Source organism: Streptomyces shinuiensis (assembly GCF_043660855.1).
Taxonomy (GTDB): Bacteria; Actinomycetota; Actinomycetes; order Streptomycetales; family Streptomycetaceae; genus Streptomyces.
Window position 1 is genome coordinate 3,388,601 of sequence record NZ_JBIHML010000001.1, and the last position, 24,298, is coordinate 3,412,898.

The 24,298-nt window shown below is 73.4% G+C and carries 24 protein-coding genes, 1 pseudogene and 1 riboswitch; of the genes and pseudogenes, 9 read left to right on the plus strand and 16 right to left on the minus strand.

Going from position 1 to position 24,298, the window contains the following annotated elements:
• Positions 1 to 391 precede the first annotated feature (391 nt).
• Complete coding sequence (locus ACGRHY_RS15480) at positions 392 to 703, plus strand: rhamnogalacturonan lyase family protein (RefSeq protein WP_394635924.1); 312 nt, start codon at positions 392 to 394, stop codon at positions 701 to 703.
• Positions 704 to 895: 192 nt separating this feature from the next.
• Here ACGRHY_RS15480 and ACGRHY_RS15485 read toward each other — a convergent pair whose 3' ends face one another.
• The 3 genes from ACGRHY_RS15485 to ACGRHY_RS15495 form a co-directional block, all read right to left on the minus strand.
• The gene (locus ACGRHY_RS15485; protein WP_394635925.1) at positions 896 to 1,903 is read right to left on the minus strand and encodes a zinc-binding dehydrogenase; all 1,008 of its coding nucleotides are present in this window, start codon (positions 1,901 to 1,903) and stop codon (positions 896 to 898) included.
• Between the two features lie 155 nt (positions 1,904 to 2,058).
• The gene (locus tag ACGRHY_RS15490) at positions 2,059 to 2,556 is read right to left on the minus strand and encodes a hypothetical protein (RefSeq protein ID WP_394638064.1); all 498 of its coding nucleotides are present in this window, start codon (positions 2,554 to 2,556) and stop codon (positions 2,059 to 2,061) included.
• A gap of 316 nt (positions 2,557 to 2,872) precedes the next feature.
• Positions 2,873 to 3,448: a TerD family protein gene (locus tag ACGRHY_RS15495; protein ID WP_394635926.1), complete on the minus strand. Its 576-nt coding sequence runs from the start codon at positions 3,446 to 3,448 to the stop codon at positions 2,873 to 2,875.
• A gap of 190 nt (positions 3,449 to 3,638) precedes the next feature.
• Here ACGRHY_RS15495 and arfB point away from each other — a divergent pair, with 190 nt between their 5' ends.
• Positions 3,639 to 4,076 carry an alternative ribosome rescue aminoacyl-tRNA hydrolase ArfB gene (gene arfB, locus ACGRHY_RS15500; RefSeq protein ID WP_394638065.1) on the plus strand — a complete coding sequence of 146 codons (438 nt, stop codon included), beginning with the start codon at positions 3,639 to 3,641 and terminating at the stop codon, positions 4,074 to 4,076.
• A gap of 29 nt (positions 4,077 to 4,105) precedes the next feature.
• Here arfB and ACGRHY_RS15505 read toward each other — a convergent pair whose 3' ends face one another.
• The 4 genes from ACGRHY_RS15505 to ACGRHY_RS15520 all read right to left on the minus strand — a co-directional run bounded on the left by ACGRHY_RS15505 (position 4,106) and on the right by ACGRHY_RS15520 (position 7,831).
• Positions 4,106 to 5,263 carry a S8 family serine peptidase gene (locus ACGRHY_RS15505; protein WP_394635927.1) on the minus strand — a complete coding sequence of 386 codons (1,158 nt, stop codon included), beginning with the start codon at positions 5,261 to 5,263 and terminating at the stop codon, positions 4,106 to 4,108.
• 85 nt (positions 5,264 to 5,348) lie between these two features.
• Positions 5,349 to 6,662 (minus strand): hypothetical protein, encoded by a 1,314-nt coding sequence (locus ACGRHY_RS15510; protein ID WP_394635928.1) that lies wholly within the window; start codon positions 6,660 to 6,662, stop codon positions 5,349 to 5,351.
• Between the two features lie 11 nt (positions 6,663 to 6,673).
• Positions 6,674 to 7,132, minus strand: coding sequence for a DUF2563 family protein (locus ACGRHY_RS15515; RefSeq protein ID WP_394635929.1), 459 nt, complete (start codon positions 7,130 to 7,132; stop codon positions 6,674 to 6,676).
• A gap of 135 nt (positions 7,133 to 7,267) precedes the next feature.
• Positions 7,268 to 7,831, minus strand: coding sequence for a flavin reductase family protein (locus tag ACGRHY_RS15520; RefSeq protein WP_394638066.1), 564 nt, complete (start codon positions 7,829 to 7,831; stop codon positions 7,268 to 7,270).
• A 337-nt stretch (positions 7,832 to 8,168) separates the two neighbouring features.
• Here ACGRHY_RS15520 and cdgB point away from each other — a divergent pair, with 337 nt between their 5' ends.
• Positions 8,169 to 9,875, plus strand: coding sequence for a diguanylate cyclase CdgB (gene cdgB, locus ACGRHY_RS15525; RefSeq protein WP_394635930.1), 1,707 nt, complete (start codon positions 8,169 to 8,171; stop codon positions 9,873 to 9,875).
• Between the two features lie 127 nt (positions 9,876 to 10,002).
• Positions 10,003 to 10,977, plus strand: a complete 975-nt coding sequence (locus ACGRHY_RS15530; protein WP_394635931.1) for a carbohydrate-binding protein — start codon at positions 10,003 to 10,005, stop codon at positions 10,975 to 10,977.
• A gap of 49 nt (positions 10,978 to 11,026) precedes the next feature.
• Here the strand turns inward: ACGRHY_RS15530 and ACGRHY_RS15535 are convergent, their stop codons facing one another.
• The 7 genes and pseudogenes from ACGRHY_RS15535 to ACGRHY_RS15565 form a co-directional block, all read right to left on the minus strand.
• On the minus strand, positions 11,027 to 11,914 hold the full coding sequence (locus ACGRHY_RS15535) for a class II fructose-bisphosphate aldolase (RefSeq protein WP_394635932.1): 888 nt from the start codon (positions 11,912 to 11,914) through the stop codon (positions 11,027 to 11,029).
• 81 nt (positions 11,915 to 11,995) lie between these two features.
• Entirely contained in the window at positions 11,996 to 12,934 is a 939-nt protein-coding gene (locus tag ACGRHY_RS15540) for a 1-phosphofructokinase family hexose kinase (RefSeq protein ID WP_394635933.1), read from the minus strand.
• A gap of 159 nt (positions 12,935 to 13,093) precedes the next feature.
• Positions 13,094 to 14,374: an N-acetylglucosamine-6-phosphate deacetylase gene (nagA, locus tag ACGRHY_RS15545; protein ID WP_394635934.1), complete on the minus strand. Its 1,281-nt coding sequence runs from the start codon at positions 14,372 to 14,374 to the stop codon at positions 13,094 to 13,096.
• Positions 14,371 to 15,336: an ROK family protein gene (locus tag ACGRHY_RS15550; RefSeq protein WP_394638067.1), complete on the minus strand. Its 966-nt coding sequence runs from the start codon at positions 15,334 to 15,336 to the stop codon at positions 14,371 to 14,373. The genes nagA and ACGRHY_RS15550 overlap by 4 nt, the downstream gene beginning before the upstream one ends.
• Before the next feature lie 24 nt (positions 15,337 to 15,360).
• On the minus strand, positions 15,361 to 15,444 hold the full coding sequence (locus ACGRHY_RS15555; protein ID WP_394638068.1) for a hypothetical protein: 84 nt from the start codon (positions 15,442 to 15,444) through the stop codon (positions 15,361 to 15,363).
• A gap of 19 nt (positions 15,445 to 15,463) precedes the next feature.
• Positions 15,464 to 16,030: pseudogene (locus ACGRHY_RS15560) on the minus strand (DUF5954 family protein); the annotation flags it as partial.
• A 177-nt stretch (positions 16,031 to 16,207) separates the two neighbouring features.
• Positions 16,208 to 17,152 carry an SIS domain-containing protein gene (locus tag ACGRHY_RS15565; protein WP_394635935.1) on the minus strand — a complete coding sequence of 315 codons (945 nt, stop codon included), beginning with the start codon at positions 17,150 to 17,152 and terminating at the stop codon, positions 16,208 to 16,210.
• Positions 17,153 to 17,352: 200 nt separating this feature from the next.
• Here ACGRHY_RS15565 and ACGRHY_RS15570 point away from each other — a divergent pair, with 200 nt between their 5' ends.
• Positions 17,353 to 17,619, plus strand: a complete 267-nt coding sequence (locus tag ACGRHY_RS15570; protein WP_394635936.1) for a DUF3263 domain-containing protein — start codon at positions 17,353 to 17,355, stop codon at positions 17,617 to 17,619.
• Between the two features lie 98 nt (positions 17,620 to 17,717).
• Entirely contained in the window at positions 17,718 to 18,581 is an 864-nt protein-coding gene (gene otsB, locus ACGRHY_RS15575; RefSeq protein WP_394635937.1) for a trehalose-phosphatase, read from the plus strand.
• A 100-nt stretch (positions 18,582 to 18,681) separates the two neighbouring features.
• Here otsB and ACGRHY_RS15580 read toward each other — a convergent pair whose 3' ends face one another.
• Both ACGRHY_RS15580 and ACGRHY_RS15585 read right to left on the minus strand, forming a co-directional pair.
• Positions 18,682 to 20,154, minus strand: a complete 1,473-nt coding sequence (locus ACGRHY_RS15580; protein ID WP_394635938.1) for an alpha,alpha-trehalose-phosphate synthase (UDP-forming) — start codon at positions 20,152 to 20,154, stop codon at positions 18,682 to 18,684.
• Positions 20,155 to 20,386: 232 nt separating this feature from the next.
• The gene (locus tag ACGRHY_RS15585; protein ID WP_394635939.1) at positions 20,387 to 21,346 is read right to left on the minus strand and encodes a glucosyl-3-phosphoglycerate synthase; all 960 of its coding nucleotides are present in this window, start codon (positions 21,344 to 21,346) and stop codon (positions 20,387 to 20,389) included.
• A gap of 483 nt (positions 21,347 to 21,829) precedes the next feature.
• A riboswitch (SAM riboswitch) is annotated at positions 21,830 to 21,972 on the plus strand.
• 18 nt (positions 21,973 to 21,990) lie between these two features.
• Between ACGRHY_RS15585 and thrC the strand changes: the two genes are divergently transcribed.
• From thrC to ACGRHY_RS15600, 3 genes are all read left to right on the plus strand, one after another.
• Positions 21,991 to 23,271 carry a threonine synthase gene (gene thrC, locus ACGRHY_RS15590; protein WP_394635940.1) on the plus strand — a complete coding sequence of 427 codons (1,281 nt, stop codon included), beginning with the start codon at positions 21,991 to 21,993 and terminating at the stop codon, positions 23,269 to 23,271.
• Entirely contained in the window at positions 23,268 to 23,546 is a 279-nt protein-coding gene (locus ACGRHY_RS15595; RefSeq protein ID WP_394635941.1) for a MoaD/ThiS family protein, read from the plus strand. The genes thrC and ACGRHY_RS15595 overlap by 4 nt, the downstream gene beginning before the upstream one ends.
• Positions 23,547 to 24,033: 487 nt before the next feature.
• Positions 24,034 to 24,237 carry a cold-shock protein gene (locus ACGRHY_RS15600; RefSeq protein WP_004986573.1) on the plus strand — a complete coding sequence of 68 codons (204 nt, stop codon included), beginning with the start codon at positions 24,034 to 24,036 and terminating at the stop codon, positions 24,235 to 24,237.
• Positions 24,238 to 24,298 lie beyond the last annotated feature (61 nt).

Consider the following 24,298-nt stretch of genomic DNA (forward strand, 5'->3'; position numbering starts at 1 on the left):
TCCACACGGCCCGGTCGGCCCGGGCACGCGTCCGGTCCGGCGCTCGCCGGTCCCACCGCTTCGTCCGTGCACGGCTCTTGCCGTTCCGCGACGGCCGCCTCTGTCGTCTCGGGAGCGCTCCCACGCTTCTTCGTCGGCACCCCGGCGTGCACACGCCTCCGTCCGGTGCGTCAATGAATCGATTCATCAAGGCTCTTCCCCCCCACCCGTGGGCGCGCCACCCCCGACAAGGAGCCGCCATGACTGCCCACAGCACAACCGTAAGACCCCGCTCCCGCCTCAGAGGGCTGTACGCCGTCGCGTCCGCCGCGCTGCTGGCCGCCGTTCGCTCGTCGCCCTGCCCGCGCAGGAGGCCGGCGCCGCCGCCGACGCCTCCTACACCGTGCGCGCGGTGGTCGACGGCGCCGAACAGGCCGCCTCCGCACCCTCGCTGCGCTTCACCGGCGGCAACCACCTCGACGTACCGCTCTCCCGCCCCGGCTCCGCCTACACCCCCGTCGAGGCCTCCCCCGGCGACCTGGACGGTGACGGCCGGTACGAACTGGTCGTCAAGTGGGACCCGGACAACGCCAAGGACAACTCCCAGTCCGGCACCACCGGCAACGTCTACATCGACGCCTACCGCCTCAGCGGCCACGTACTGTCTCGCCCGGTTCGAGTCTCAGCCGTGCGGCCGCGTACTCCTGCTCGATCCCGGCGCTGACCGGCCGTGCTCTGCGAGCCCGGGCGAGGCCGGTACGTCCGCTTGTGTCGCTCGCAGCTCCTCCTCCACGGTGTGTCCCTCTTCCCGGCACTGCCCGAGGGCTCGTCTTGCACGGCCCATCCCATGGAACCCCCTCATCCGTTGGATGACTCGACGGAGGTAAGTCACCGGTCGCGGTTGACGACCGCCAGGTCAGGGGACGAGGACGACCTTGCCCAGCGTGGCGCGGGTCTCCAGCGCGCGGTGGGCGCGGGCGGCCCGGGCCAGCGGGAAGTGGTGGACGGGCGGGACGAGGACTCCCCCGGCGGCCAGCGCCATGGCCTCCTCCTCCAGTGCCCGGATGTTCTCCATGCCTCCGATGCGGTCGAACATCGGCTTGCCCAGCACCGAGCGCGAAGTGACCTTCGACTCCCGCTGCTCCTCCTCGCTCAGCACGGCCTGCCCTTCGGGCGAGAAGCCGGTGGAGGCGTAACCGTAGGAGAGGTGGGAGCCGCCGGGGGCGAGGAGGACGGTGGCCCTGCGGCCGGGACCGCCGCCGACGCCTTCGAAGAGATACGTGACAGGCCGGTCCCCGAACTTCTCCCGGATCCGCTCGGCCCAGTCGCTCCGGGCGTAGTCCACCGCCAGGTCCGCACCCAGGTCATTCACCGCCCGCACTTTCTCCGGCCCGCCCGCCGCGCCGACGACGGTGGCGCCCCTGTGCCGGGCGTACTGCACGAGGAGCGAGCCGATGCCTCCGGCGGCAGCCAGGACCAGCACCGTGTCGGCGGGGGAGAGGTCGGCGAAGCGGAGGATGCCCATGGCGGTACGGCCGGTGCCGACCAGGGCGACGGCGTGGTCCTCGCTCAGGCTGCCGGGCAGCGGGTGCAGCCGCTCGGCGCCGGTTACGGCCAGTTCGGCGTACCCGCCGGGCGCCATGCCCAGGTGGGCGGCGACGCGGCGGCCCAGCCACGCCGGATCGACGCCCTCGCCCAGCGCGTCCACCGTGCCGGCGACCTCCCGCCCGGGGACGGTCGGCAGCTCGGCGGGTGCGGGGGCCGGGCCGAGCCGCAGTCCCTCGCGCAGGGCGGTGTCCACCAGGTGCACCCCGGCGGCCGCGACGGCGATCCGCACCTGGCCGGGGCCGGGCTCGGGGTCCGGGATCCGCTCGTAGCGGAGGTTCTCGGCAGGTCCGAAGGCGTGCAGACGTGCGGCATGCATGATCTCTCCCCGTGACTGGCGGGCGGGCGGGCGGCCGACCGGTCCGGCGGCCGACCGGTCCGGCGGTCGGCCGGTCCGGCGGTGACCACTCTCCGGTCTCAAGCAGGCTTGAGGTCAAGGCCGTTGAGTCAGGGGCCCTGGGGAGAGCGGCGGGTTCACGCCCTGGGGAAGCGGGTCTGGAGGTCCCAGACCACGGGGTTGTCGCCCAGCCCCTCGTGGATGTCGGTGAGGTCGGCGATCAGGTCGTGCAGGAAGTCGCGGGCCTCGCGGCGCAGCTCACCGTGGTTGACGGTCAGCGGGGGCTCGTCGGCGGGCAGCCACTCGGCGGTGACGTCCACCCAGCCGAAGCGGCGCGCGAAGTGGAGGCTGTCGGCCGACTCCACGAAGTCCAGTTCGGCGTACTGCGGCTTGGCGGCGCGGCTGCCGAGCGGGTCGCGGTCGAGGCGCTCGGCGATGTCGCACAGCGCCCAGGCGAAGTCGAGCACCGGTACGGTGCCGCGCGCGGTGGACAGCTCCCGGTCCGTCTCGGTGTCCGCGAGGTAGACGTCGCCGCAGAACAGGTCGTGCCGCAGCGCCCGCGTGTCCGCCGAGCGGTAGTCGGTCTGCGGCGGGTCGGGGAAGCGGCGGGAGAGGGAGTAGCCGATGTCGAGCACGGAAGCGATGGTGGCACGGCGGGGCGTGCGCACGCCCACCGGGCGGGGCGGGGGCTGCTTCCGGCCGTCGTCGGGACCGGTCTCCTCAGGCTGCCGCTCGACGACGAACGATCCCTTGCCGTGCACCGTGACGATCGGCCCTCGCTCGCGCAGTACCGCACCTGCCGGGACGGCGAGGCGACCGAGCCGCCATGCGAGGGCGTGACCGTGCTGCGCTGCTCCTGCCCCTTCCCCTGCCGTGGAGAGGAACCATGGAACGCGGAGGGCGCCCGGACCGCATGTGCGATGCCGGGCGCCCTCGCGAGGCGTCGGGCGGTCAGACGCTGACGCCGAAGTCCTTGGCGATGCCGGCCAGGCCCGAGGCGTAGCCCTGGCCGACCGCGCGGAACTTCCACTCCGCGCCGTGGCGGTACAGCTCGCCGAAGACCATGGCGGTCTCGGTGGCGGCGTCCTCGCTCAGGTCGTAGCGGGCGATCTCGGAGCCGCCGGCCTGGTTGAGGATGCGGATGTAGGCGTTGCGCACCTGGCCGAAGTTCTGGCTGCGGCTCTCGGCGTCGTAGATGGAGACCGGGAAGACGATCTTGTCGATGTCGGCGGGCAGTGCCGCGAGGTTGACGTTGATCTGCTCGTCGTCGCCCTCGCCCTCGCCGGTGCGGTTGTCACCGGTGTGGACGATCGCCTGGTCCGGGGTGGCCTTGTTGTTGAAGAAGACGAAGTGCTGGTCCGAGTAGACCTGGCCGTTCGCGTTGACCGCGATGGCGCTGGCGTCGAGGTCGAAGTCGGTACCGGTGGTCGTACGGACGTCCCAGCCGAGGCCGACCGTCACGGCGGTCAGGCCGGGGGCCTCCTTGGTGAGCGAGACGTTGCCGCCCTTGGACAGGCTTACAGCCATGGGGATGCCCTTCTGTGGTGTTTCCGTGCTGGCCCTTACTGGTCCATTTCCTACCCTCTCCAACGCCGACGGTGGGGGACCGGGTTCCATGTTTCTTTGCTTTCTTTACCTTCCTGGCAGGGGAGGCGGTGAGGAGGAGGAGCCGGAAGGCCGGGAAAACGCCGTGACGGCGGGCCCGGAGGGCGGGATCATGGGGGCCATGTCCGGGCCCTATCTCATCCGCGGCTCGGTCTCCCTGCCGGAGGCCGAGCTGAACTGGCGTTTCTCGCGCTCGTCCGGGCCTGGCGGCCAGCACGTCAACACCAGCGACAGCCGGGTCGAACTCCGCTTCGACCTCGCGCGCACCGAGGCGCTGCCCGGGGTCTGGAAGGAGCGGGCCCTGGACCGGCTGGCCGGCCGGCTGGTGGACGGAGTCCTGGTCGTCCGGGCCGCCGAGCACCGCTCCCAGTGGCGCAACCGCGAGACTGCGGCCGTACGCATGGCCGCGGTGCTGGCGGAGGCGACCGCGCCGCCGCCGCGCCCGCGCAGGAAGGGCAAGGTCCCGCGTGGGATCAACGAGCGGCGGCTGCGGAACAAGAAGCACCGCTCCGACGTCAAGCGCGGCCGCTCCGGCCGCGACTGGGGGTAGGCCGGCCGGACCGGTCCACTCCTCGCTGCTCAGTACCGGGGCTGTGCAGGCGTCCGCCGCCGGAAGGCGACGGCGGTGACGACCGCGGCGACGGCGACGAGTACCGCGGCTCCGATGCCGATGGCCGCCCAGGGCGGTCCGCTGTCGTCCGAGCCCTCCTGTGCGGCGGCCTGCTCCTTCTCCCGATTCTCGCCGGGCTTGGCGGTGGGCGGTCCCTCGTTCTCGCCCTTGCCGTCCGCGGGGGAGGGAGACCTGGAGGCTTCGAGGGAGGCGTAGTACTTGGAGAAGATCGGGCTCACATCCGCCGGCCCGGGGTCGCCGTCACCGTCGACGAGGACCTGCGCGGGTCTGACGATGCCGTGCCCGAGGTACATGCTGGGCTCCTCACCCCGCTGCGACATCCCGGTCGTCTCGATCATCACGCGCAGGACCTGGTGGTGGGTCCAGTCGGGGTGCTCGGCCCATATGAGGGCGGCCGAGGCGGACGCGATGGCGGACGCCACGCTGGTGCCGCCGGGATCGCCGGGAGCGGAGAGTGCGAGGTGAGGGCCGTAGTTCGAGAAGTCGGCCACCGTTCCGGTCTCGTCGACCGCGCCTACTGGCACAACGCCCGGGAGGACTGCAGGGTAGTCCCTCGTTTCAACCCGACGGCCGTCATTTCCTGAGGCAACGAAGATCAGCTTGCCGCGCTCATTGGCTTCGTCAATCGCGTCTTGCATCTCGGCGAGAGTCCCATCGTCCAGATTGGAGACACCTTGCGAAATGTTGATGACCTTGGCCTCACTCCGAGCCGCATACCGGATCGCGTTGACGAGTGTCTTGTCCCAACTGGTGACGAAGTCCGCTTTGATGTGCGTCCGTACGGGAAGGATCTTCGCTTCGGGAGCCAGGCCTCGGAGGCTGTTCCCCGTCCCGGAACCGGCGATCAGCGCGGCCATTTCCGTTCCGTGGCCACTTACGTCTTCGTGAGGTTCGGGGGCTTTTGCGGCGAAGCTCTTCCCCGGCAGCAACCTGCCCTCCAAACCAGGGACCGGCTTCACCCCGGAGTCGACGACGGCAACCGTCACGCCCTTGCCCTTGCTGACCTTCCACAGCCCTGAGGTGTTCATGGCGTCGAGGTACCACTGCTGATCAGGCCTGATGTCGGCGAGGGCAGGAGGTGCAAGCAGCCCCAGAGACATGAGCATGGCCGTGAGCAGACCGACCAAGGTCAGTGCTCGTCTCTGTGTGGAGGGGGCATGGGATCGCATGGGACAGTGCACTTCCTCGGATTTAGTCGATGACCGGCGGCACCACGTCCCGCCGCCCTGCCCAGGTCTCCTCGTCCTCGGCCAGGTAGTCGGGACGATCCTGTCCACGCCGCCGGTTCTCCGACGGCGAACTCGTGCCGGCCGGTCGCCCCGCCACGCCCGGATTGGTGTTTCCCCGGACAAGGCCGGTGCCGCCTGGAGTGAAACTGGCGCTCTTGGAGCCACTTCCCGTACGGGACGCTCCTGACGGGCTGCCTGGCGACGGAGCGAAGGGACGTCCAGAGGGCGCGCCCCTGCCCGCCGGGGCCCCGCCTCCCGCGGTGCTCGGAGAACCACCCACCGGACGGCCCGTGGGAGCACGGTCGCCGGCGACAGTTCCGCGTGGAGTCCCGGTGCCGGGCGCGGGGTTGCCCGTGTGGCGAGGCGTGCCGCCCATGATGCCGTCCTTTACCGGGCCTCGTGGCGAAGGGCTGCCTCCACTGCTGCCAACCGACGGCCTGCCCCCGGTGGGGGCGCGACCCGTCTGCCGGACTGGTCCGGTGGGTGGTAACGGAGCCATCGCGGGAGAGGACGGACCGGCGGACTGCTGAGCGGGGACGGGCGCTGCGGTCTGCGGCCGCTGCTCGGCAACGGGAAGAGGGGCGACGGAATCGAGCTTCGTATTCGTGGAGCGGTCGAACGCCGGAGCGGGACGGTCGGCGGCGGGGGAGGAGAGTACCTCCGACCCTTCTCCGACGGGGACGCTCCTGTCGAAAGCGGTACCTGAATCAGGGTACGCAGTCGACTCCTTTGCGCCTCCGCTCGGTGTTGCGACCGATGCGCCTGGGCCGGATCGCCTTTCCTCCCGCGCGTCAGGCAGCGGCTTGAAGTCCGGTTCCTCCGCCGCGCGGAGACTCTCCCCGGTCGTCCTGTAGTACGACGACAACCGGTTGAGCTGGTTGATCGCCTCCTGGCGCTTGCTCTCCTCGCGCTCCTGGCGGGCCTTGTCCTTCTCCGGGTCGGCGTAGCACATCAACTCGGGCTCGGGGATGGCGGCCTTGGCCTCGGTCAGCGCCTGGCCGGCGTTGACCATGTGCTGCCCGAGCGTGCGGACGTAGGCGGCGAACCGCATGGACTCCAGGGCGAACTGACGCCCCCACTCGCGGAAGGCGTCGCCGCCCTCACCGTCCCACTCCACGCGGTCGATGTGGGTGCGCAGTTCGCTGCCGATGCCGTCCATGTCGGAGCCGGCCTCGCCGAGGGCCTGGCCGCGCGATGTCAGCAGGCCGGGGTCGGCTTTCGCGACCATCGCGTTGAGTGCGGCGAGCGACTTGCCCTCGAACTCTCCTGTAGCCATTCCTGCCCCCCTTAGTCGAAGTCCGTGTCCGCGTCGAGGGCTTTCCTGTTGCCTTCGGAGGAGGAGTCCTGGCCCTTCTCCGGGCCACCCCGCCGGCTTGCCGACCGGTGCTCGTCCACCTGTGTCTGGATGGCCTGGAAGCGCTGCCGCTGGTCCGCCTCGACGTTGCCGTAGCCCCTGTCCACGATCTCGGTGGCGATCCCCAGCGCCTCCAACTGATCGCCGAACAGACGGGAGAGGGATTCCAGGCGCGTGTGCACCTTGTCATAGAGGGCTGACAGGTCTTCCGCCGCGCTGAAGCCCGTGCCGTACGCGTCCGGGGTGACGGTCTGTTCGCCGATCTGCTTGTGGGACGCCGGGGACTTGCCCAGCTCGCCCAGGAGTTCGTCGATTCGGCCCTTGAAGGCGGTGAGCGTCTCGGCCTGGTAGTTCAGGCTCTTGCCACCGCCGAAGTCACGCTCGCCCGTCACGCCGTGCCTCCGTCCCCCGATTAGTCGCCACGCTGTGCCAAGGTCGTGTCACGTCAGTGTAGTCAGCGGGCGGCCCGGCCCGTCGGGGGCTGTGGACGGCGGGTGCGCTTTCCGGCCGGACGGGCCGGGCGGCCGTTACGCCAGGTGGCGGTAGCGTCCGCGGAAGTACGTCAGGGGCCTGCCCTCCGAGGACGGCAGCGAGGTGGTCAGCACCCGGCCGATCACCAGCGTGTGGTCTCCCGCGCCCACCCGCTGCTCGGTGCGGCACTCCACCGTCGCCAGCGCGCCGTCGACCAGGGGGGCGCCGGAGGTCTCGCCGCGGGTGCAGGGCATGTCCTGGAAGAGCAGGCGGTCGCTGACGCGGCCGCGCATGGAGAAGCGGCCCGCGATGTGGCGCTGGCCCTCAGCGAGCAGGGAGGCGGCCCACAGCGGCTGCCGTTCGAGCAACTCGTCCACCCGGGAGCCCTCGCGCACGCTGACCAGTACCAGCGGCGGGTCCAGGGAGACGGAGAGGAAGGAAGTCGCGGTCATGCCCACGTCCTCGCCGCGCGGCCCGTCCTCCGGGTCGTGCGCCGTCACCAGTACCACGCCTGCGGCCAGTCGTGCCAGGGCCGCGCGGAACTCCTCCTCGCCCACCCCCTCAGGATGCGGGATGCCGGAGGAGTGGCGCGAGGTCGAAGTGGGGGCGTTCCGGGACATCTGCTGCTGTGGTGTCGGGTGCACACCCCGCACGCTAGACGCTGCCCCGGGGGCCCGCATCGGACCTCGGGACCAGACCGGACCTAGGTACACCGGCTGAATGATCCGCAGGTCAGGGCTGGGATTTGCGTTCGGTACGGGTGTGGTCCGGGGTGGAGTGCTCCCGTGTGCGCGGTCGTGCGTGCGCACTCCGCTGTGACATGAGTCACACACAGGGGCAATCGTTGACCCTGTGTACCGGACGGACAGCTCGCTGTGATTCAGTGGCCTGAAGACAGGAGGAAGTCCGAAACCGGATCATCTGGAGTCACCCACTCGAGTCTCAGGGGGAGGGCGGATGGAAGCCGAGTCGGAGCCGTACGTGCGCCTCGCCGCCCTGCGCAGGCTTCACCAGTCCATGGCGGACCTCAACACCGCGCGCAGTCTGGCGGACACCCTGCAGACCGTCGCCGACGGCATCGTGAAGGGCCTCGACTTCGAACTGGCCGCGGTCAATCTCGTCAAGCCCGACGGGGACCTCGTGGTGGCGGCCGTCGCAGGCAGCGAGGGCGCCGAGTCGATGATGGCGGGCCGTACGGGATCGCGGGCGGCCTGGGACCGGCGGCTGGCACTGGGGGAGCGCTGGGGCGAGCTGTGCTTCATCCCGTACACCGAGGCGTGGGTGCTGATGGACGACGACGTGCCGCAGTGGCACACCGCCGGGCCGGCCCCGCGGTACGCCGACGAGTGGCACCCGATGGATCTCCTCATGGCGCCGATGCACTCCTCCGACGGAGAGCTCCTCGGCGTCATCTCCGTCGACAAGCCGCGCAACGGGCGGCGCCCGGGCGCGTGGGGGCGCGAAGCGTTGCAGATGTACGCCTTCCAGGCGGGGATTGCGATCAGCAACGCCCGGCTGCGCGCAAACATGCAGCGCGCGCTGGTCCGTCTGGAACGCGAGCAGCAGGCGCTGCGGGCGAGCGAGGAGAGTTTCCGGCAGGCGTTCGAGTACGCGCCCAGCGGCATGGCGGTCACCGAGCTGGGCGGCGACCAGCACGGACGGCTGGTGCGCGCCAACGACGCGCTGTGCCGGCTGCTGGGCCGCCCGGCGGCGGCGCTGCGGCGCCACAGCTTCTCCGACCTCGTCCATCCCGAGGACCTGACGACCCTGCGGCGCACCTCCGCGGAAGGCGGCCGGGCCGAGCTGCGGCTGGCGCGGCGCGACGGCTCCTATCTGTGGGTCTCCCTGCGCAACTCGGTGGTGGCCGACGCCACCGACGGCCCGCGTTTCCTGCTCACCCACGTCGAGGACATCGAGGAGCGCAAGCGGCACGAGTTCCAGCTCGCCCACCGCGCCAGCCACGACTCGCTCACCGGCCTGCCCAACAGCGCCGAGCTGCGGGCCCGGCTCAGCGCGCGGCTGTGCGACAAGCCCACGCCGGCGCCCGACGCCGCGCAGATGGGCCCCGGGGGAGTCGGCGGCGTCCTCGACGGCGGGTTCGGCCCCCGGGGCTTCGGTGCCGGCGGATTCGGCCTCGACGGCTTCGGGCGGGGCGGTCCGGGGCCGAACGGTTACCGGGACGGCTTCGGGGGAGTCCTCCCGGAGACGGCCGGCGGCTACGAGCACCACGTCCACACCATTGCGCCCGCGAGCGACGACCCCTCCGAGAAGGGACTGGCGGTCCTCTTCTGCGATCTCGACGGCTTCAAGTCGATCAACGACCGCTTCGGCCACCACTGCGGCGACGCCGTGCTGATCGAGGTGGCGAGACGTCTTTCGAGTGGTGTTCGCGACAATGACACCGTCGCACGGCTGGGTGGTGACGAATTCGTCGTCCTGGCGGACGGGCTGTGCCGCGGCGACGCCGCTGACCTGGCCGTACGGCTGCGCAACGCGATCATTCCGCCCATCCGCGTGGAGGGGCGCGCGGTGCGGGTGGGGGCGAGTTTCGGTATCGGCTGGGCGGGGTGCGGGATGTCCGCCGAGGAGGTCCTGCACTCCGCCGACCAGCGAATGTACGTCGAGAAGCGGTCGCGTTCCAAGGCCCACCGCCGGGCCGGATGAGGTCCGGGCGGGCCCGGGCGCCGGGTGTGTCGCGAGGCGCGGCGCGAGGGGTCACAGGCACCGCGCTCTTTAACCCGAAAGAGGTAGGCTGCGCCGGGCAGGCACCCGTCATGGAGGAGCGCACGGAATGACCGCCGGTAACAACGGCTCGGGCACGCCGGAGAACGACGACCCGTTCGCCTACCTCTACCGCTCCGAGGGCGGTACGGGCGGTGACGGAGGTGCCGCGGCGTCACAGCCGGGAGTGCCTCGCACCTCGTACAACCACGTCCGTGCCGTGGGCGAGCGCCGCTACGGCGGGCAGCAGGGCCAGCAGCAGGCGCCGCCGCCGCACCAGCAGCAGGCGCACCAGCCCAGTGCGCACTACGCGGCCCCCGAGACCGTGCCCGGCGGCCGTGCCGCCGCGCGGCGCGAGGCCGCCGCGGCCGGTCCGGCCGGCCGGGGACGGGGCCGCAACCACAACGGCCTGCTGGTCGGCGCGCTGGCGGTCGTCGCCGCGGTGGTCCTCGGCGTGGGCGCCGCGGTCTTCTTCAGCGACGGCGACGACGCGAACGCCAACCAGACCGGCGGCGTCCAGGCCGCCACCTCCGGAGCCGGCGAGGGCGAGAGCGGCGGAGGCGACGGGGACGAGCAGGACAAGGACGCCGAGAAGAACAAGGAGAAGAAGCCGGGCACCCTCCCCTCGGAGGACGCGGCCAGCCTCCAGCTCGGCGGCGGCGCGACCACGGACAAGGCCGTCCAGGGCGCCGAGTCCAGGAGCGGTGCGTACGTCACCGGCCTCGACAAGCCCGGCTCCTCGGCGACCTGGACCTTCGAGGTTCCCGAGGACGGCAAGTACACGCTGTTCGTCGGCTACGGGGTGCCGGGCAAGGACGCGGGCCCCACGCTCGCCGTCAACGGCACGCCCCGCAAGGATCCGCTGAACATGAAGAACTTCGCCAAGGCGGGCGAGGGCGAGTGGGAGAAGGGCTGGACGCGCACCTTCGCCTGGGTCGACCTGAACAAGGGCACCAACACCGTCAGGATCTCCTGCGAGAAGGGCGACCGGTGCGGGTTCGTCCTCGACCGGGTCTGGCTCAAGGAAGGCCACGTCCGCGGCTGACGCCGCCGTGGCAGGCCGGGACAGGGGTCCGCGGCGCGGCGCGGGCGCGTCAGCCGCCGACCACCTTCAGGAAGGCCGCCACCGTCCGCGCCATCGCCTCCCGCGCCGGGAGCAGGTACCCGCGGGGATCGACGGCCCGCGCGTCCTCGGCGAGGTAGGCGCGGACGGCTCCGGTGAAGGCGGTGTTCAGCGCCGTCCCCACGTTGATCTTCGTCATTCCGGCCGCGACCGCCCGCCGCAGCTCCTCGTCCGGCACCCCGGAGGAGCCGTGCAGCACCAGCGGCACGGGGACGGCCTCGCGCAGCTCGCCGATGAGGACGTGGTCGAGGACGGCGGTGCGCTCGGTCATCGCGTGGGAGCTGCCGACCGCGACGGCCAGGGCGTCCACCCCGGTGGCGGCCGCGTACGCCGCGGCCTCGGCGGGGTCGGTGCGTACACCGGGGGCGTGCGCGTCGAGCGTGCCGCGCCCGTTCTCCGGCTCCCCGTCCTCCGGCTCACGGTCGCCGGGCTTGCCGCCGATCCGGCCCAGCTCGGCCTCCACCCACATCCCGTGCGCGTGGCCGAAGCGCACGGCCTCCGCCGTGGCCGCCACATTGGCGGCGTAGGGCAGCTTCGAGGCGTCGAACATCACCGAGCCGAACCCGGCCTCCGGTGCGGCACGCAGCAGTTCGGGGCTCTCCACATGGTCCAGGTGCAGCGCCAGCGCAGCGCCGGAGGCCCGTGCCACGGCCGCCGCCGCGGCGGCGACGGGGGCGAGCCGGCCGCCGTGGAAGCGCACGGCGTTCTCGGAGACCTGGAGGATGGCGGGCATGCCGACGGCCTCCGCGCCGGCGGCGATCGCCTCGGCGTGCTCCAGGGTGATGACGTTGAACGCGGCGACGCCGCGGCCGGACGCGTGCGCGTCCGTCACGAGTTCCCCGCCGCCGACCAGCGGCATGCCCGCCCCTCCTCCGTGCCCGTCTCCCGTGCCCGCCTTCTCCGCTCGCCGCCGTCCCGCCGACGCCTGGCGGACGGCCCGTCAGACGGCCGCCATCTGCCGGTCGATCCGCACCCCGGACAGCAGCTCCTCGTACAGCACCCGGTCGAACTCGCCCGCCGCCTCGGCCCGTACGGTCGCCGCCGACAGGGCGGCGGCGCGGGCCAGCCGGTCCGGCCAGGGCAGGCCCTCCACGAGTCCGGACAGCAGCGCGGCCACCACCGAGTCCCCCGCCCCCGTCGGATTGCCCGCCAGCCGCCGGGGCGGCTCGACTCGCCAGACGCCCTCCGGGGTGAGGCCCAGCAGCCCGTCCTCGCCCAGCGAGGCGACCACGGAGTGCGCCCCGCGCCGCTGCGCGAGCCGAGCGGCCCGCAGCGGCTCTGTGGTGCCCGTTATACCGGCCAGCTCATGGGAGTTGGGTTTGACGACGTCCGGCCGGGCGGCCAGCCCGCGCAGCAGCGGCTCCCCGCTGGTGTCCAGCAGCACGGGCACGCCCGAGGTGCGTGCGGCGCGCACCAGCGTTCCGTACGCCCCCACGGGCACTCCGGGCGGCAGGCTGCCGCACAGGGCGACGGCGGTGGCGTCACGCAGCAGCCCGCCGTAGACCTCCAGGAAGCGCCCCCACTCGGCGGGGGCTATCTGCGGGCCGGGCTCGTTGAGCACGGTGGCGTCGCCGGACGCCTCGTCCACGACCGTGACGGTGCGGCGGGTGTCCCCGTCGACGGCGATGAACGCGTCCCCGACCGGGCCCTCCTCCGTCACCTCCGACAGCAGCGCCCGCAGCCGGTCGCCGTTCGGGCCGCCGGTGAAGCCGGTCACCAGCGTCTCGTGGCCCAGCGCGCCCAGGACCCGCGCCACGTTCAGGCCCTTGCCGCCCGGACGCTCGGCGACCTCCCGGACCCGGTGGGAGGCGCGCGGCTCCAGACGGGGGACGCGGTAGGTGGTGTCCAAAGCCGCGTTGAGCGTGACGGTCAGGATCATCCGGTACTCCGCCTCCCACCGGCGAGTGTGAACGTTCGGCATACCCACGGTGGCGCGGGGCCGCCGACCGTGCGAGTGATCATGCCAAAGCGGAGGCGGTCGGCCCAGAGTGCGGAGACGCCTGCCCGCGCTCGATGTGGGAACGAGACCGGAACGCAATCAGCCTGTCGCGCCGCCGCGTACAACCCCGGCGGGCTCGGCGGTGTCCGGGAGGCGAGGGGGCACCACCCACTCGCCCCGGCGCATGACGCCCGCGACCCGGTAGCCGCCGTCCAGCACCACCAGATCGGCGTCCTTGCCGGGCTCGATCGACCCCACCCGGTCGGCGGCCCCCAGCAGCCGCGCCGGGTTGAGCGCCAGGGCCCTTACCGCGTCCTCGATCCGCAGGCCGTCCACCGTCACCGCGCGCCGCAGCGCCTCGTCCAGGGTGAGCGTGGAGCCCGCGATCGAGCCGCCCTCCACCAGCCGGGCGACGCCGTCGGTGACGCGCACCTTGAGCGGGCCGAGCGGATAGAGGCCGTCGCCCATCCCGGCCGCGCCCATGGCGTCGGTGACGAAGGCGACCCGGCCGGCACCGGCGCGGGCGAAGGCCAGTTCCAGGACGGCGGGGTGCAGATGGACGCCGTCGTTGATCAGCTCGACGGTGACCCGCTCGTCCTCCAGCAGCGCCGCCACCGGGCCGGGGGCGCGGTGCAGCAGCGCGGGCATCGCGTTGAACAGGTGCGTGGCGACGGTCGCGCCCGCCCCGACGGCCTCCAGCACGGCCTCGTAGGAGGCGTCGGTGTGGCCGACGGCCGCGATCACCCCGCTGTCGGCCAGCAGCCGCACCGACTCCAGACCGCCGGGCAGCTCCGGCGCGAGCGTGACCATACGCGCCGCGCCGCGCGCCGCCTCGACCAGTGTGCGCACGTCGGCCGGGTCGGGGTCGCGCAGCAGGCCGGGGTCGTGGGCGCCGCAGCGGCCGCGGGCGATGAAGGGGCCCTCGAAGTGGATGCCCGCCAGGTCCCCCTGCTCCACCAGCTCCGACAGCACGGCGGCCTGCCGGGCGAGTTCGTCCAGACCGCCGGTGACGGTGGAGGCGACCATCGTCGTGGTGCCGTGCGCGCGGTGGGTGGCGATCGCCCGCAGCGCCTCCTCGGCCGAACCCGCGGAGAAGGACGCCCCGCCGCCGCCGTGGACGTGCATGTCGACGAAGCCGGGCACGACCCAGTGGCCGGCCAGGTCGAGCGTGCCCGCCTCCCCGGGGACGTCGGCGGCGATGCGCGAGCCCTCCACCGTCACCCTGCCGCCCTCGGCCACGCCGTCCGGCAGTACCACCCGGGCGCCCGTCAGCACGGTGCGCCGCGCTCCGGCCGTCCGCGCTTTCGCCGTCCGCGGCCTCACCGGCCGGGTTTTCGCCGTCCGCGCCCCCGTCGTCTGCGCCGTCTTCGGATCGGTCATCGGCTCGCAACCTCCGCGGAGAGTAGGTCCCAGGCGAGGAGCCCCGCGCCCAGGCACCCGGCGGCGTCCCCCAGGGCCGCCGGAACGATCGTGGGGATGTGCTGGAAGGTGACCTTGGTGCGTACGGCCTCGCGCAGCGGCGCCAGAAGCGTCTCGCCCGCCTCCGCCAGCCCACCGCCGACGATCAGTACCCGCGGGTCCAGCAGGGTGATCGCGATGACCAGGCCCTCGGCGAGGGCGTCGACCGCGTCGCGCCAGACGGCGGCGGCCCGCGGGTCGCCCGCCTCCACGGCCCGGGCGGCACCGGCCGCCGTCGCCTCCGGATCACCGCACGCCCCGGCCCAGGCCCGGCCCACGGCGGCGGCGGAGGCGAACAGCTCCAGGCAGCCGCGCCGCCCGCAGCCGCACTCGGGCCCGCCGGGCCGTACGGTGATGTGGCCGATCTCGCCCGCGCCGCCGTGCGCGCCCGGCTCCACCCGGCCGTCGATCCCGACGGCACCGGCGATGCCGGTGCCCAGCGCCGTGAACAGGAAGCGGTCCACGCCAGCCCCCGCCCCGATCCGCCCCTCGGCCAGTCCACCGGTGCGCACGTCGTGCCCGAGGGCGACGGGCACCCCGCCCAGCCGCCCGGCCAGCAGGTCGCGCAGGGGCACGTCCCGCCAGCCGAGGTTGGCGGAGTAGACGGCCGTCCCCGCCGAGTCGTCGACGATCCCCGGCACCGCCACCCCCGCGGCCACGGGCTCGGCGCCGTACCGTGCGACCCCGGCCCGGCGCAGTCCGTCGGCGAACTCGAGCACGTTCTCCACCACGGCGTCCGGCCCGTCCTCCCGCCCGGTGGGCCGCCGCGCCTGGTGCAGCAGCGTGCGGCCGGGCCCGACGAGGGCACCCTTCAGCCCGGTGCCGCCCACGTCGAGGGCGACGACATACGCGGTTTCGTCATGCCGAGGATTCACGGGGGACAGTCTCACCTGTCACCCGCAAAAGGTCTAGTCCACTTCGCCGCCGGTCGCGGCGGGCAGGAGCACCACGCCGGGGTGGGTGCGGAGGGCACCCAGGGAGTCCGCCCGCACCTCCTCCGGGTAGGCGCGCGGCCCGGTGGGCCGGCGACAGCGGCTCGACCCGCTGGATGCCCGTCATGAGGCCGACGGCGGCGGCGTGGTCGACGACGAAGCCCTTCGTCCGTGAGACCGACCGGTCGCCCAGGCCACAGGAGAGCGGCCCGGGGGCTCGGGACCGGTCCGCAGGGGCCGATACGGGCGAACTCGTCGCCGTGCACGACGTGGTAGCGGGCGTCCCCCACCGAACCGAGACCTCGTCCACCGGCTCGGTCTCCAGCCGGGCGACGGCGGTCGGCAGCCGGCGGCGCAGAGCCCGGTCCTCGGTGTCGTCCCTGGCCATGAACCACAGGTACGGGTCGAGGCCGTCCCGGGCGTGCCGCGGGAAGCCGCCGTCCACGTCGCTCAGCGGCCGCCGGCGGGGGCCGTCCCCGGGCCGCTGCCCGGCGAATCCGAAGACGGGTCCCCGGATCACGGCCTGCGGGCAGCGCACGGACGCCTCGACGGTGCGGTACCCGGTGACCAGGGAGACGGGTCGTTCCGGGCCCGTACGCGGATGGTCAGGTGGTCGGGTGAATCCTCGCGGTGGTCCCCCGTGCACCCAGTGTGTTCACGCCGCCCCGCCGCGTCAGCCGGTTCCCGCCTTTTCCACACGTACAGTTCCCGGCGGTACGAGGGCGGTACGGGTGGTGCGAGCGGCACGGACGGGCGGCACGGACGGGTGGCACGGGGACGGCGCGGGCGACCGTACGGGCCCGGCGGGGTGCCGGCGCGCGCGTCAGCCCAGGACCACGCTGCGCGTGAGGTTGCGCGGCCGGTCCGGGTCCGCGCCGGAGGCCTCCGCCAGCGCGACCGCCAGGCGCTGGGCCCGGATCAGGTCGGCCATCGGATCCAGCGCCCGCTCGCCCGTGCCCGGGCAGTCCGAGTCCGCCAGCAGTGCCCCGCCCACCTGCGCGATGTCGCCGGACAGACCCTCCGGCAGGGAGCCCAGCAGCCAGACCACGCGGCCCGGGCGGGCGATCGCGATGGGGCCGTGGCGGTACTCCATCGCCGGGTACGCCTCCGTCCACGCGCCGGCCGCCTCGCGCATCTTCAGCGCCGCCTCCAGCGCCAGCCCGTACGTCCAGCCGCGGCCCAGGAACGTCCACTGCTCGGCGTCCAGCGCGGCCGGGGGCAGCGGCTGGACGACGGCCAGTTCCGCGTCGACCGCCGCCTGCCCGACCGGCTTCACCCCGGCCGGCGGCGCGCCGTGCCGCTCCAGGCCCGCACGCAGCAGCGCCAGCGCCGTCGTGGCGAAGCGGGTCTGGACGACCGACTCCTCGTCGGCCCAGTCCAGGACGGCGGTGTGGTCGGCGGTCTCCGTCACGGGCGTGGCGGGGTCGGCGGTCAGTGCGGTGGTCGGCACGCGGCCCCGCAGATGGGCCAGGAGGCCGAGCACCTCGGAGGTGGTGCCGGAGCGGGTGATCGCCACCACTCGGTCGTACGCGCGCCCGGCCGGGAACTCCGAGGCCGCGAAGGCGTCCGTCTCGCCCTGTCCGGCGGCCTCGCGCAGCGCCGCGTAGGACTGGGCCATGAACCACGAGGTGCCGCAGCCGGTCACCGCCACCCGCTCGCCCGGGCGCGGCAGCGCCCCGGCGGACCCGGACTCCGCCGCCGCCCGCCGCCAGCAGCCGGGCTGGGTGGCGATCTCGGCGGCGGTGCGGGACTGCTCTGCGGCGGCCATGCGGGGGGCTCCTCGTGACGTGACGGGGCGGGGTGCGGTGGGGGTGCGGTCGGCGGTGGATCCCGGCGGGCGGGTACACGCACGTGGATAGCAGCCCCGGCCCGGGAGAGTGAAGCACCGTTGTCGAAGCGATACGCGACGGGACGCGGGCCGTCCGGCCGCCGGGACGCGGTGTCCGAGCGCGGCAGTAGGTTGGAGTGGTGAGCACCGGCAGCGAGCGGCCGAGCGGCGGCAACGGCACCGGCGGCCTGTCCGAGGAGGACGAGGCCGTGCTCGCCGTCGAGCGCCGCGGCTGGCCGAGTCCCGGTGCCAAGGAGCGCGAGATACGCGAACGCCTGGGCATGTCGCCCACGCGCTACTACCAGGTGCTCAACGCCCTGCTCGACGACCCGCGCGCCCTGGCCCGCGACCCGGTCACGGTCAACCGGCTCCGCCGCCGCCGCGACGAGCGGCGCGGGCTGCGGTAGGGACGCGGTCCGCGGCCGGGGCGCGGCATGGGGCGCGGCCGTCGCCGGGGGCCGTCACCGGGGCGGTGAGGAGACGGCCGCCGGGTATGGTCCCGGGCATGGGCAGCCACTCCTCACACACCTTCCCGGAGCAACTCCCCGTACCGACCACCCCCGCCGGACGCGACGGGCTGGCCGCGCTGCTGGCCGGCCCCGGGCGGGCCGTGGTCGCCCTCGACTTCGACGGGACGATCGCCCCGATCGTCCCCGACCCCGACGGTGCCCGCGCCCACCCGGACGCGGTGCCCGTCCTCAGCCGGCTGGCGCCGCTGCTGCGGGCCGTCGTCATCGTCACCGGGCGCCCGGCCGGGACGGCCGCACGCTACGGCGGCTTCGCCGGGGTGCCGGGCCTGGAGCACCTGGTGGTGCTCGGCGCGTACGGCGCGGAGCGCTGGGACGCCGCCACGGGTGAGACCCGCACGCCGCCGCCCCACCCGGGTGTGGAGGCCGTGCGCGCCGAACTGCCCGGCCTGCTGGAGGAGGCCGGGGCGCCGCAGGGCGTCCGGACCGAGGACAAGGGCCGTGCGCTGGCCGTCCACACCCGCCGGGCCGCCGACCCGCAGGGCGCCTTCGAGCTGCTGCGTGCCCCTCTGGCCGAACTGGCCGGACGGCACGGGCTGGCGGTGGAGCCCGGCCGCCTGGTGCTGGAGCTGCGGCCCCCGGGCATGGACAAGGGCATGGCCCTGACGGAGTTCCTCCGCGAGACGGGCGCCGCCTCGGTCCTCTACGGCGGCGACGACCTGGGGGATCTGGCCGCCTACGACGCGGTGGACCGGCTGCGCGGCGAGGGTGTGCCCGGCGTGCTGCTGTGCAGCGGCAGCGACGAGGTCGCCGCACTGGCCGAACGGGCGGACCTGGTCGTGGACGGTCCCGCCGGGGTGGTGGGCCTGCTGGGCGCGCTGGCGGACGCGCTGGGGGCCTGACGGCCCGGGGCGGCCGGCCGGCCGTGTGGCGGGCGCGGGCACGCGCCCACCACACGGGCGCAAGCGTCCGGTCACGTCCGGCGCCGTGGTCCGTCCGGCGTCAGCCGCGCAGCGCGTCGAGCTGGTCCAGGAACCACTTCGTGGGCGGCAGGGCCGTGGCCGCCGCGGCCAGGCGCTCGGTGCGCTCGGCGCGCTCGTCCGCGTCCATCGTCAGTGCCCGGTGCAGGGCGTCCGCGGTGGCGCCGATGTCGTAGGGGTTGACGGTGATGGCGTCCTCGGCCAGCTCGGCGAAGGCGCCCGCCTCGCGGGAGAGGACCAGCGCGCAGCCGCCGTCGGAGAGTACCGGGATCTCCTTGGCCACCAGGTTCATGCCGTCCCGGATCGGGTTGACCAGGGCGACGTCGGCCAGCCGGTAGGCCGCCAGGGAGCGTGCGAAGTCGTCCTTGAGGTGCAGCTCGACCGGCGTCCAGTCGCCCTCGCCGTACTCCGCGTTGATCTCGGCGGCGACGCGGGCGACCTCGTCGGTGTACTGGCGGTAGACCGCCAGGTCCTGCCGGGAGGGGTAGGCGAAGGCGACGTGCACGACCCGGCCGCGCCACTCGGGGCGGTCCGCCAGCAGCCGCCGGTAGGCGAGCAGGCCGCGGACGATGTTCTTGGACAGCTCGGTGCGGTCCACGCGCACGATCGCCCTGCGCGGCTCGCCGTCGGGCCCGCGGCCGATCTGCCCGCGCAGCAGCGCGATCCGGTCCTCCACGTCCGGCCGCCGGGAGCGCTCGCGCAGGAACTCGGCGTCGGCGCCCAGACCGTGTACGCCTATGCGCGTCTCGCGGCCCTCGTGGGTGACGATCATCTCGTCGCCGCCGTCGGCCACGGCGACCTCCGCGCCCAGCAGCTTCACGCAGCAGTCGGTGAAGGCGTTGGCCCAGCGCCGGGTGAGGAAGGCGGCCCGGTCGGCGCCCAGGATGCCGCGCAGCACCTCGGCGGCCACCCCGCCGTCCGGGTCGTCCGGCAGCATCCGGAAGTAGTCCGGCGGCGCCCAGGGGGTGTGCGAGAAGTGGCCGATGTGCAGGTCGGGCCGCCGCTCGCGCAGCATGGCCGGGACGAGGGTGAGGTGGTAGTCCTGCACGAGGACGGCCGCGCCCTCGGCGGCCTCCTGGGACAGCGCGTCGGCGAACGCCGCGTTGTACGCCTCGTACGAGCGCCACTGCCGCTCGAAGTCCGCGTCGAAGACGGGCTCCAGCGGGGTCTGGTAGAGCATGTGCTGGACGAACCACAGCACGGAGTTGGCGATGCCGTTGTAGGCGTCCGCGAAGACGTCGGGCGCGATGTCGAGCATCCGCACCTGCTGGCCGCCGGTGTCCGCCGGGTCCAGCTCGCCGCCCGTGCGCCGTACCGCCTCTCGGTCGCCCTCGCCCAGCGCCGCGCAGACCCACACCGCGTCGCCCTTGACGGCCGACAGGCCGGAGACCAGCCCGCCGCCGCCGCGCTTGACGGTCAGCTCGCCCCCCTCGCCGAGCGTGTGGGAGACGGGGCCGCGGTTGGAGGCGACGAGTACCTGGTGCCGAGTGACCATGAGCGGAACCTAGCCGCTGTCCGTACCGCTCAAACGTACGGTTCTCGTCACACGGGGCCGGGGAGGCCGGCCGGGGCGCACGCACGGGGTGCGTTGCGCGGGTACGGCGGCGCACGCGGGGAGCTCCCGTACCGGGCGGGTACGGGAGCGGCTGGAACGGCGCGCGCCGGGCCGGGTGTGTGCTTCACCGGCGCGCGCCGGGCCGGGGTTCCCCCCTCCGGGCCCGCGGTCCTCAGGCCGCTGTGCGGCGGGCGGCGTACTCGGGGACCGTGCACATCGGCGGACGCTCCTCGGTGTCCACCGGATGGGTGTGCGGGACGAAGCCGCCCCCGGGTATTCGCTCGAACTGCGTGAGCACCGGGCGTATCAGCGGGCCGCGCGCCTGCCGTACGTGGGCGGTGCGGTGTATCGCCGCGGCCATCCGCCCCAGCGCCAGCCCGTCCTGGTTGCGGTGCCTGCGCACGCCCACGTCGACCTGCGCGAGCGCGTCGAGCCCGACGGTGTGCAGCGCGTCCACCAGCAGGCCCAGTTCGACGCCGTAGCCGACGGGGAAGCTGAGCCGCTCCAGCAGGGAGCGGCGCGCCGCGTACTCGCCGCCCAGCGGCTGGACGAAGCCCGCCAGCCGCGGCCAGTACAGGTTGAGCAGGGGGCGGGCGACCAGCTCGGTGACCCGGCCGCCGCCGGCCGGGCTGTCGCCGATGGCGCGGTCGTACATCGCCTTGACCATCGCCAGGCCCGGGTCGGTCAGCAGCGGCCCGACGATGCCCGACACGAACGTGGTGTCGAACTCCCGCAGGTCCGCGTCGACGAAGCAGACGATCTCGCCGCTGGTGGCCAGCAGCGACCGCCACAGCACCTCGCCCTTGCCCGGCACCGCGGGAAGCCGGGGCAGCACCTCGTCGCGGTGCACCACCTTCGCACCGGCGGCGGCCGCCACCTCGGAGGTGCGGTCGGTGGAGCCGGAGTCCACCACCACCAGCTCGTCGACCAGTGGCATGTCATCGGTCATCAGCCCGCGGCGGATCGCGGCGACGATGTCGCCGACCGTCGCCTCCTCGTTCAGCGCCGGAAGCACCACGCTCACGCTGCCCGCCGGTCCGGCGGCCCGCTTGGCGGCCAGCAGCCGGGGCAGCGGGCGTTCGGCAGCGCTCCATGAGCGTCGTTCCAGCCAGTGGTCGACCTCATCCAGCACGTGTGCCTCCCTGTCCTTGACGGTCCTCGCCGGTCCTTGCCGGTCCTTGCCGGTCCTCACCGGTCCCGGCGTCCCCGGTCGCCCCGGTGTTCCCGGCGGCACCGCCGTCCCGGCGGTCCCAGGCATTCTGCGGGACCGGGACCGCCCGGGTGATCTCGGCGTGTCTCCTGCTGTCGGTCGCGGTGGGGGCCGGGTGCCGGCCGGGGGCGCCGGCCGTGGTCGGACCGTGGTTGCCCGCCATCGGCCGTCCATGCCCGGTCCCGGGCATGTTTCCGGGGCGTTTGCCCGGGCCCGCCCTCCGGGGGGGGGGGGGGGGGGGGGGGGGGCCGCGCTGTCCCCGTGTGCCTCTCGTCTCGCGGTTCGGACGGCCGGCCTTGCGGCCGAGGGCTTCGGTTACAGTCTTGGACGACGCGCGGGAGTTCCGCATCTTGGGGGTCCCGTCGTGCACAAACGCCCCGGTCAGAGGATTGGCCGGTGCCATAGAGCTCATCCAGAGGGGCAGAGGGAACGGCCCGTTGAAGCCCCGGCAACCCTCCCGCCGGCACTCGTCGACAACAGTCCGAGGCCACGGTGGGGAAGGTGCCAATTCCGGCCTGCGGCGAAAGGCGTCGCGGGGAAGATGAGGAGAAAGGGCCTCGCCGACCATGGCTGTGCAGACTGTTGCAACCGACACCGACCTTTCGCTCGGCCCCGCCGCGGCGCTCTCCTGCCGCGAATGCGGTGAGCGTTTCCCGCTCGGGCCGATCTTCGCCTGTGAGGCGTGTTTCGGCCCCCTGGAGATCGCGTACGACCTGCCCGGGGGCGACCCGGAGGAGCTCCGGAAGCGGATCGAGGCCGGTCCGGACAGCATCTGGCGCTACGCCCCGCTGCTGCCGGTCCCGGCCGGCGTGGCGGACAAGCCCAATCTGAACCCGGGCTTCACCAGGCTGGTCAAGGCGGACAACCTCGCCCGCGAGCTGGGCGTCACCGGCGGCCTGTACGTCAAGGACGACTCCGGCAACCCCACGCACTCCTTCAAGGACCGCGTGGTGGCCATCGCCGTCGAGGCCGCCCGCGCCTTCGGCTTCACCACCCTGTCGTGCTCCTCCACCGGCAACCTCGCCGGCGCCGTCGGTGCCGCGGCGGCCCGCGCGGGCCTGCGCTCGTGCGTGTTCATCCCGCACGACCTGGAGCAGGGCAAGGTCGTCATGGCCGCGGTCTACGGCGGCGACCTGGTGGGCATCGAGGGCACCTACGACGATGTGAACCGCTTCTGCTCGGAGCTGATCGGGGATCCGGTCGGCGAGGGCTGGGGCTTCGTCAACGTCAACCTCCGCCCGTACTACGCGGAGGGCTCCAAGACCCTGGCGTACGAGATCTGTGAGCAGCTCGGCTGGCGGCTGCCGGACCAGCTCGTCGTCCCGATCGCCTCCGGCTCCCAGCTCACCAAGATCGACAAGGGGTTGCGCGAGCTGATCGCCCTGGGGCTGGTCGAGGACCGGCCCTACAAGATCTTCGGCGCCCAGGCCGAGGGCTGTTCGCCGGTGTCGCGGGCCTTCAAGGACGGCCACGACGTGGTGCGGCCGGTGAAGCCGGACACCATCGCCAAGTCGCTGGCCATCGGCAACCCGGCCGACGGTCCTTATGTGCTGGACATCGCCCGCCGCACCGGCGGCGCGGTGGAGGACGTGAACGACGGGCAGATCGTCGACGCGATCAAGCTGCTGGCCCGGACCGAGGGCGTCTTCGCCGAGACCGCGGGCGGCGTGACCGTCGGCGTGACGAGGAAGCTGATCGAGGCCGGCGTGCTCGACCCGACCCTGACCACCGTCGTCCTCAACACCGGCGACGGCCTCAAGACCCTGGACGCGGTGGCCCCGACCACCGGACCGTCCGCGATCATCCGCCCCAACCTGGACTCCTTCCGAAAGGCCGGCCTGGCATGAGCGTCACCGTCCGAATCCCGACCATCCTGCGCACCCACACCGGCGGCCGGGCCGAGGTGCCCGCCGAGGGCGCCACGCTCGCCGAGGTCATCGCGGACCTGGAGAAGAACCACCAGGGCATCTCCGCCCGGGTGCTGGACGACTCCGGCAAGCTGCGCCGCTTCGTGAACGTCTACGTCGACGACGACGACGTCCGCTTCACCGACGGCCTGCAGACGACGACGCCGGACGGCTCGGGCGTCTCCATCATCCCGGCCGTCGCGGGCGGCTGCTGACCGAGCGGCTCCCCGGCGCCGTACGCGCCACCGCATGCGGGCGGCCCCGCGCCCCCTCCGCGCGAGAGGGGCGCGGGGCCGCCCGCATGTGCGCTCCCGGGAGGGGGCGCACACCACGCACGGTGAGCGGAATTGGTAATTCCGCCCCTCGAAGAACGGTAGAGTGAGCGTGCCTCCCCCCAAGTGTGCGCTCGGCGCCCATGAGAACGCGACAACTTGCGCCCGGATTCACCGAGTGAATTGTCGTGCAGGTCCGCTATGCCCGGCCCGAGTTGCCCTGCTTTCCTGCCGTTCATGTGCTTAGCGGCAATCCGGCGTGACCGGAATTCTCGTCTGACAGACCTGTTGCGGAGGGCGTCTGCCCAGATACATTCAGCCGCGGTCGACGCGTTCCGGCGCACGCCGCCCCCTCTCGCCGGGGGGTGGCGACTGACCCGGGTCCGCGGAGCGCGGGCCCGCGCAAGGGCCGGCAATAGGGGAGTTAGGAATGGCTCAAGGCACCGTCAAGTGGTTCAACGCGGAGAAGGGATACGGCTTCATCGCGGTCGACGGTGGGGCGGACGTGTTCGTCCACTACAGCGCGATCCAGATGGACGGATATCGCACCCTTGAGGAAGGGCAGCGGGTCGAGTTCGAGATCTCGCAGGGCCAGAAGGGCCCGCAGGCGGACATGGTCCGCGTGACGGCCTGAAGCGCCGGACACACGCACCACGACGCACACCAGCAGTAGACGGCACAGGAGGGCCCGTGTC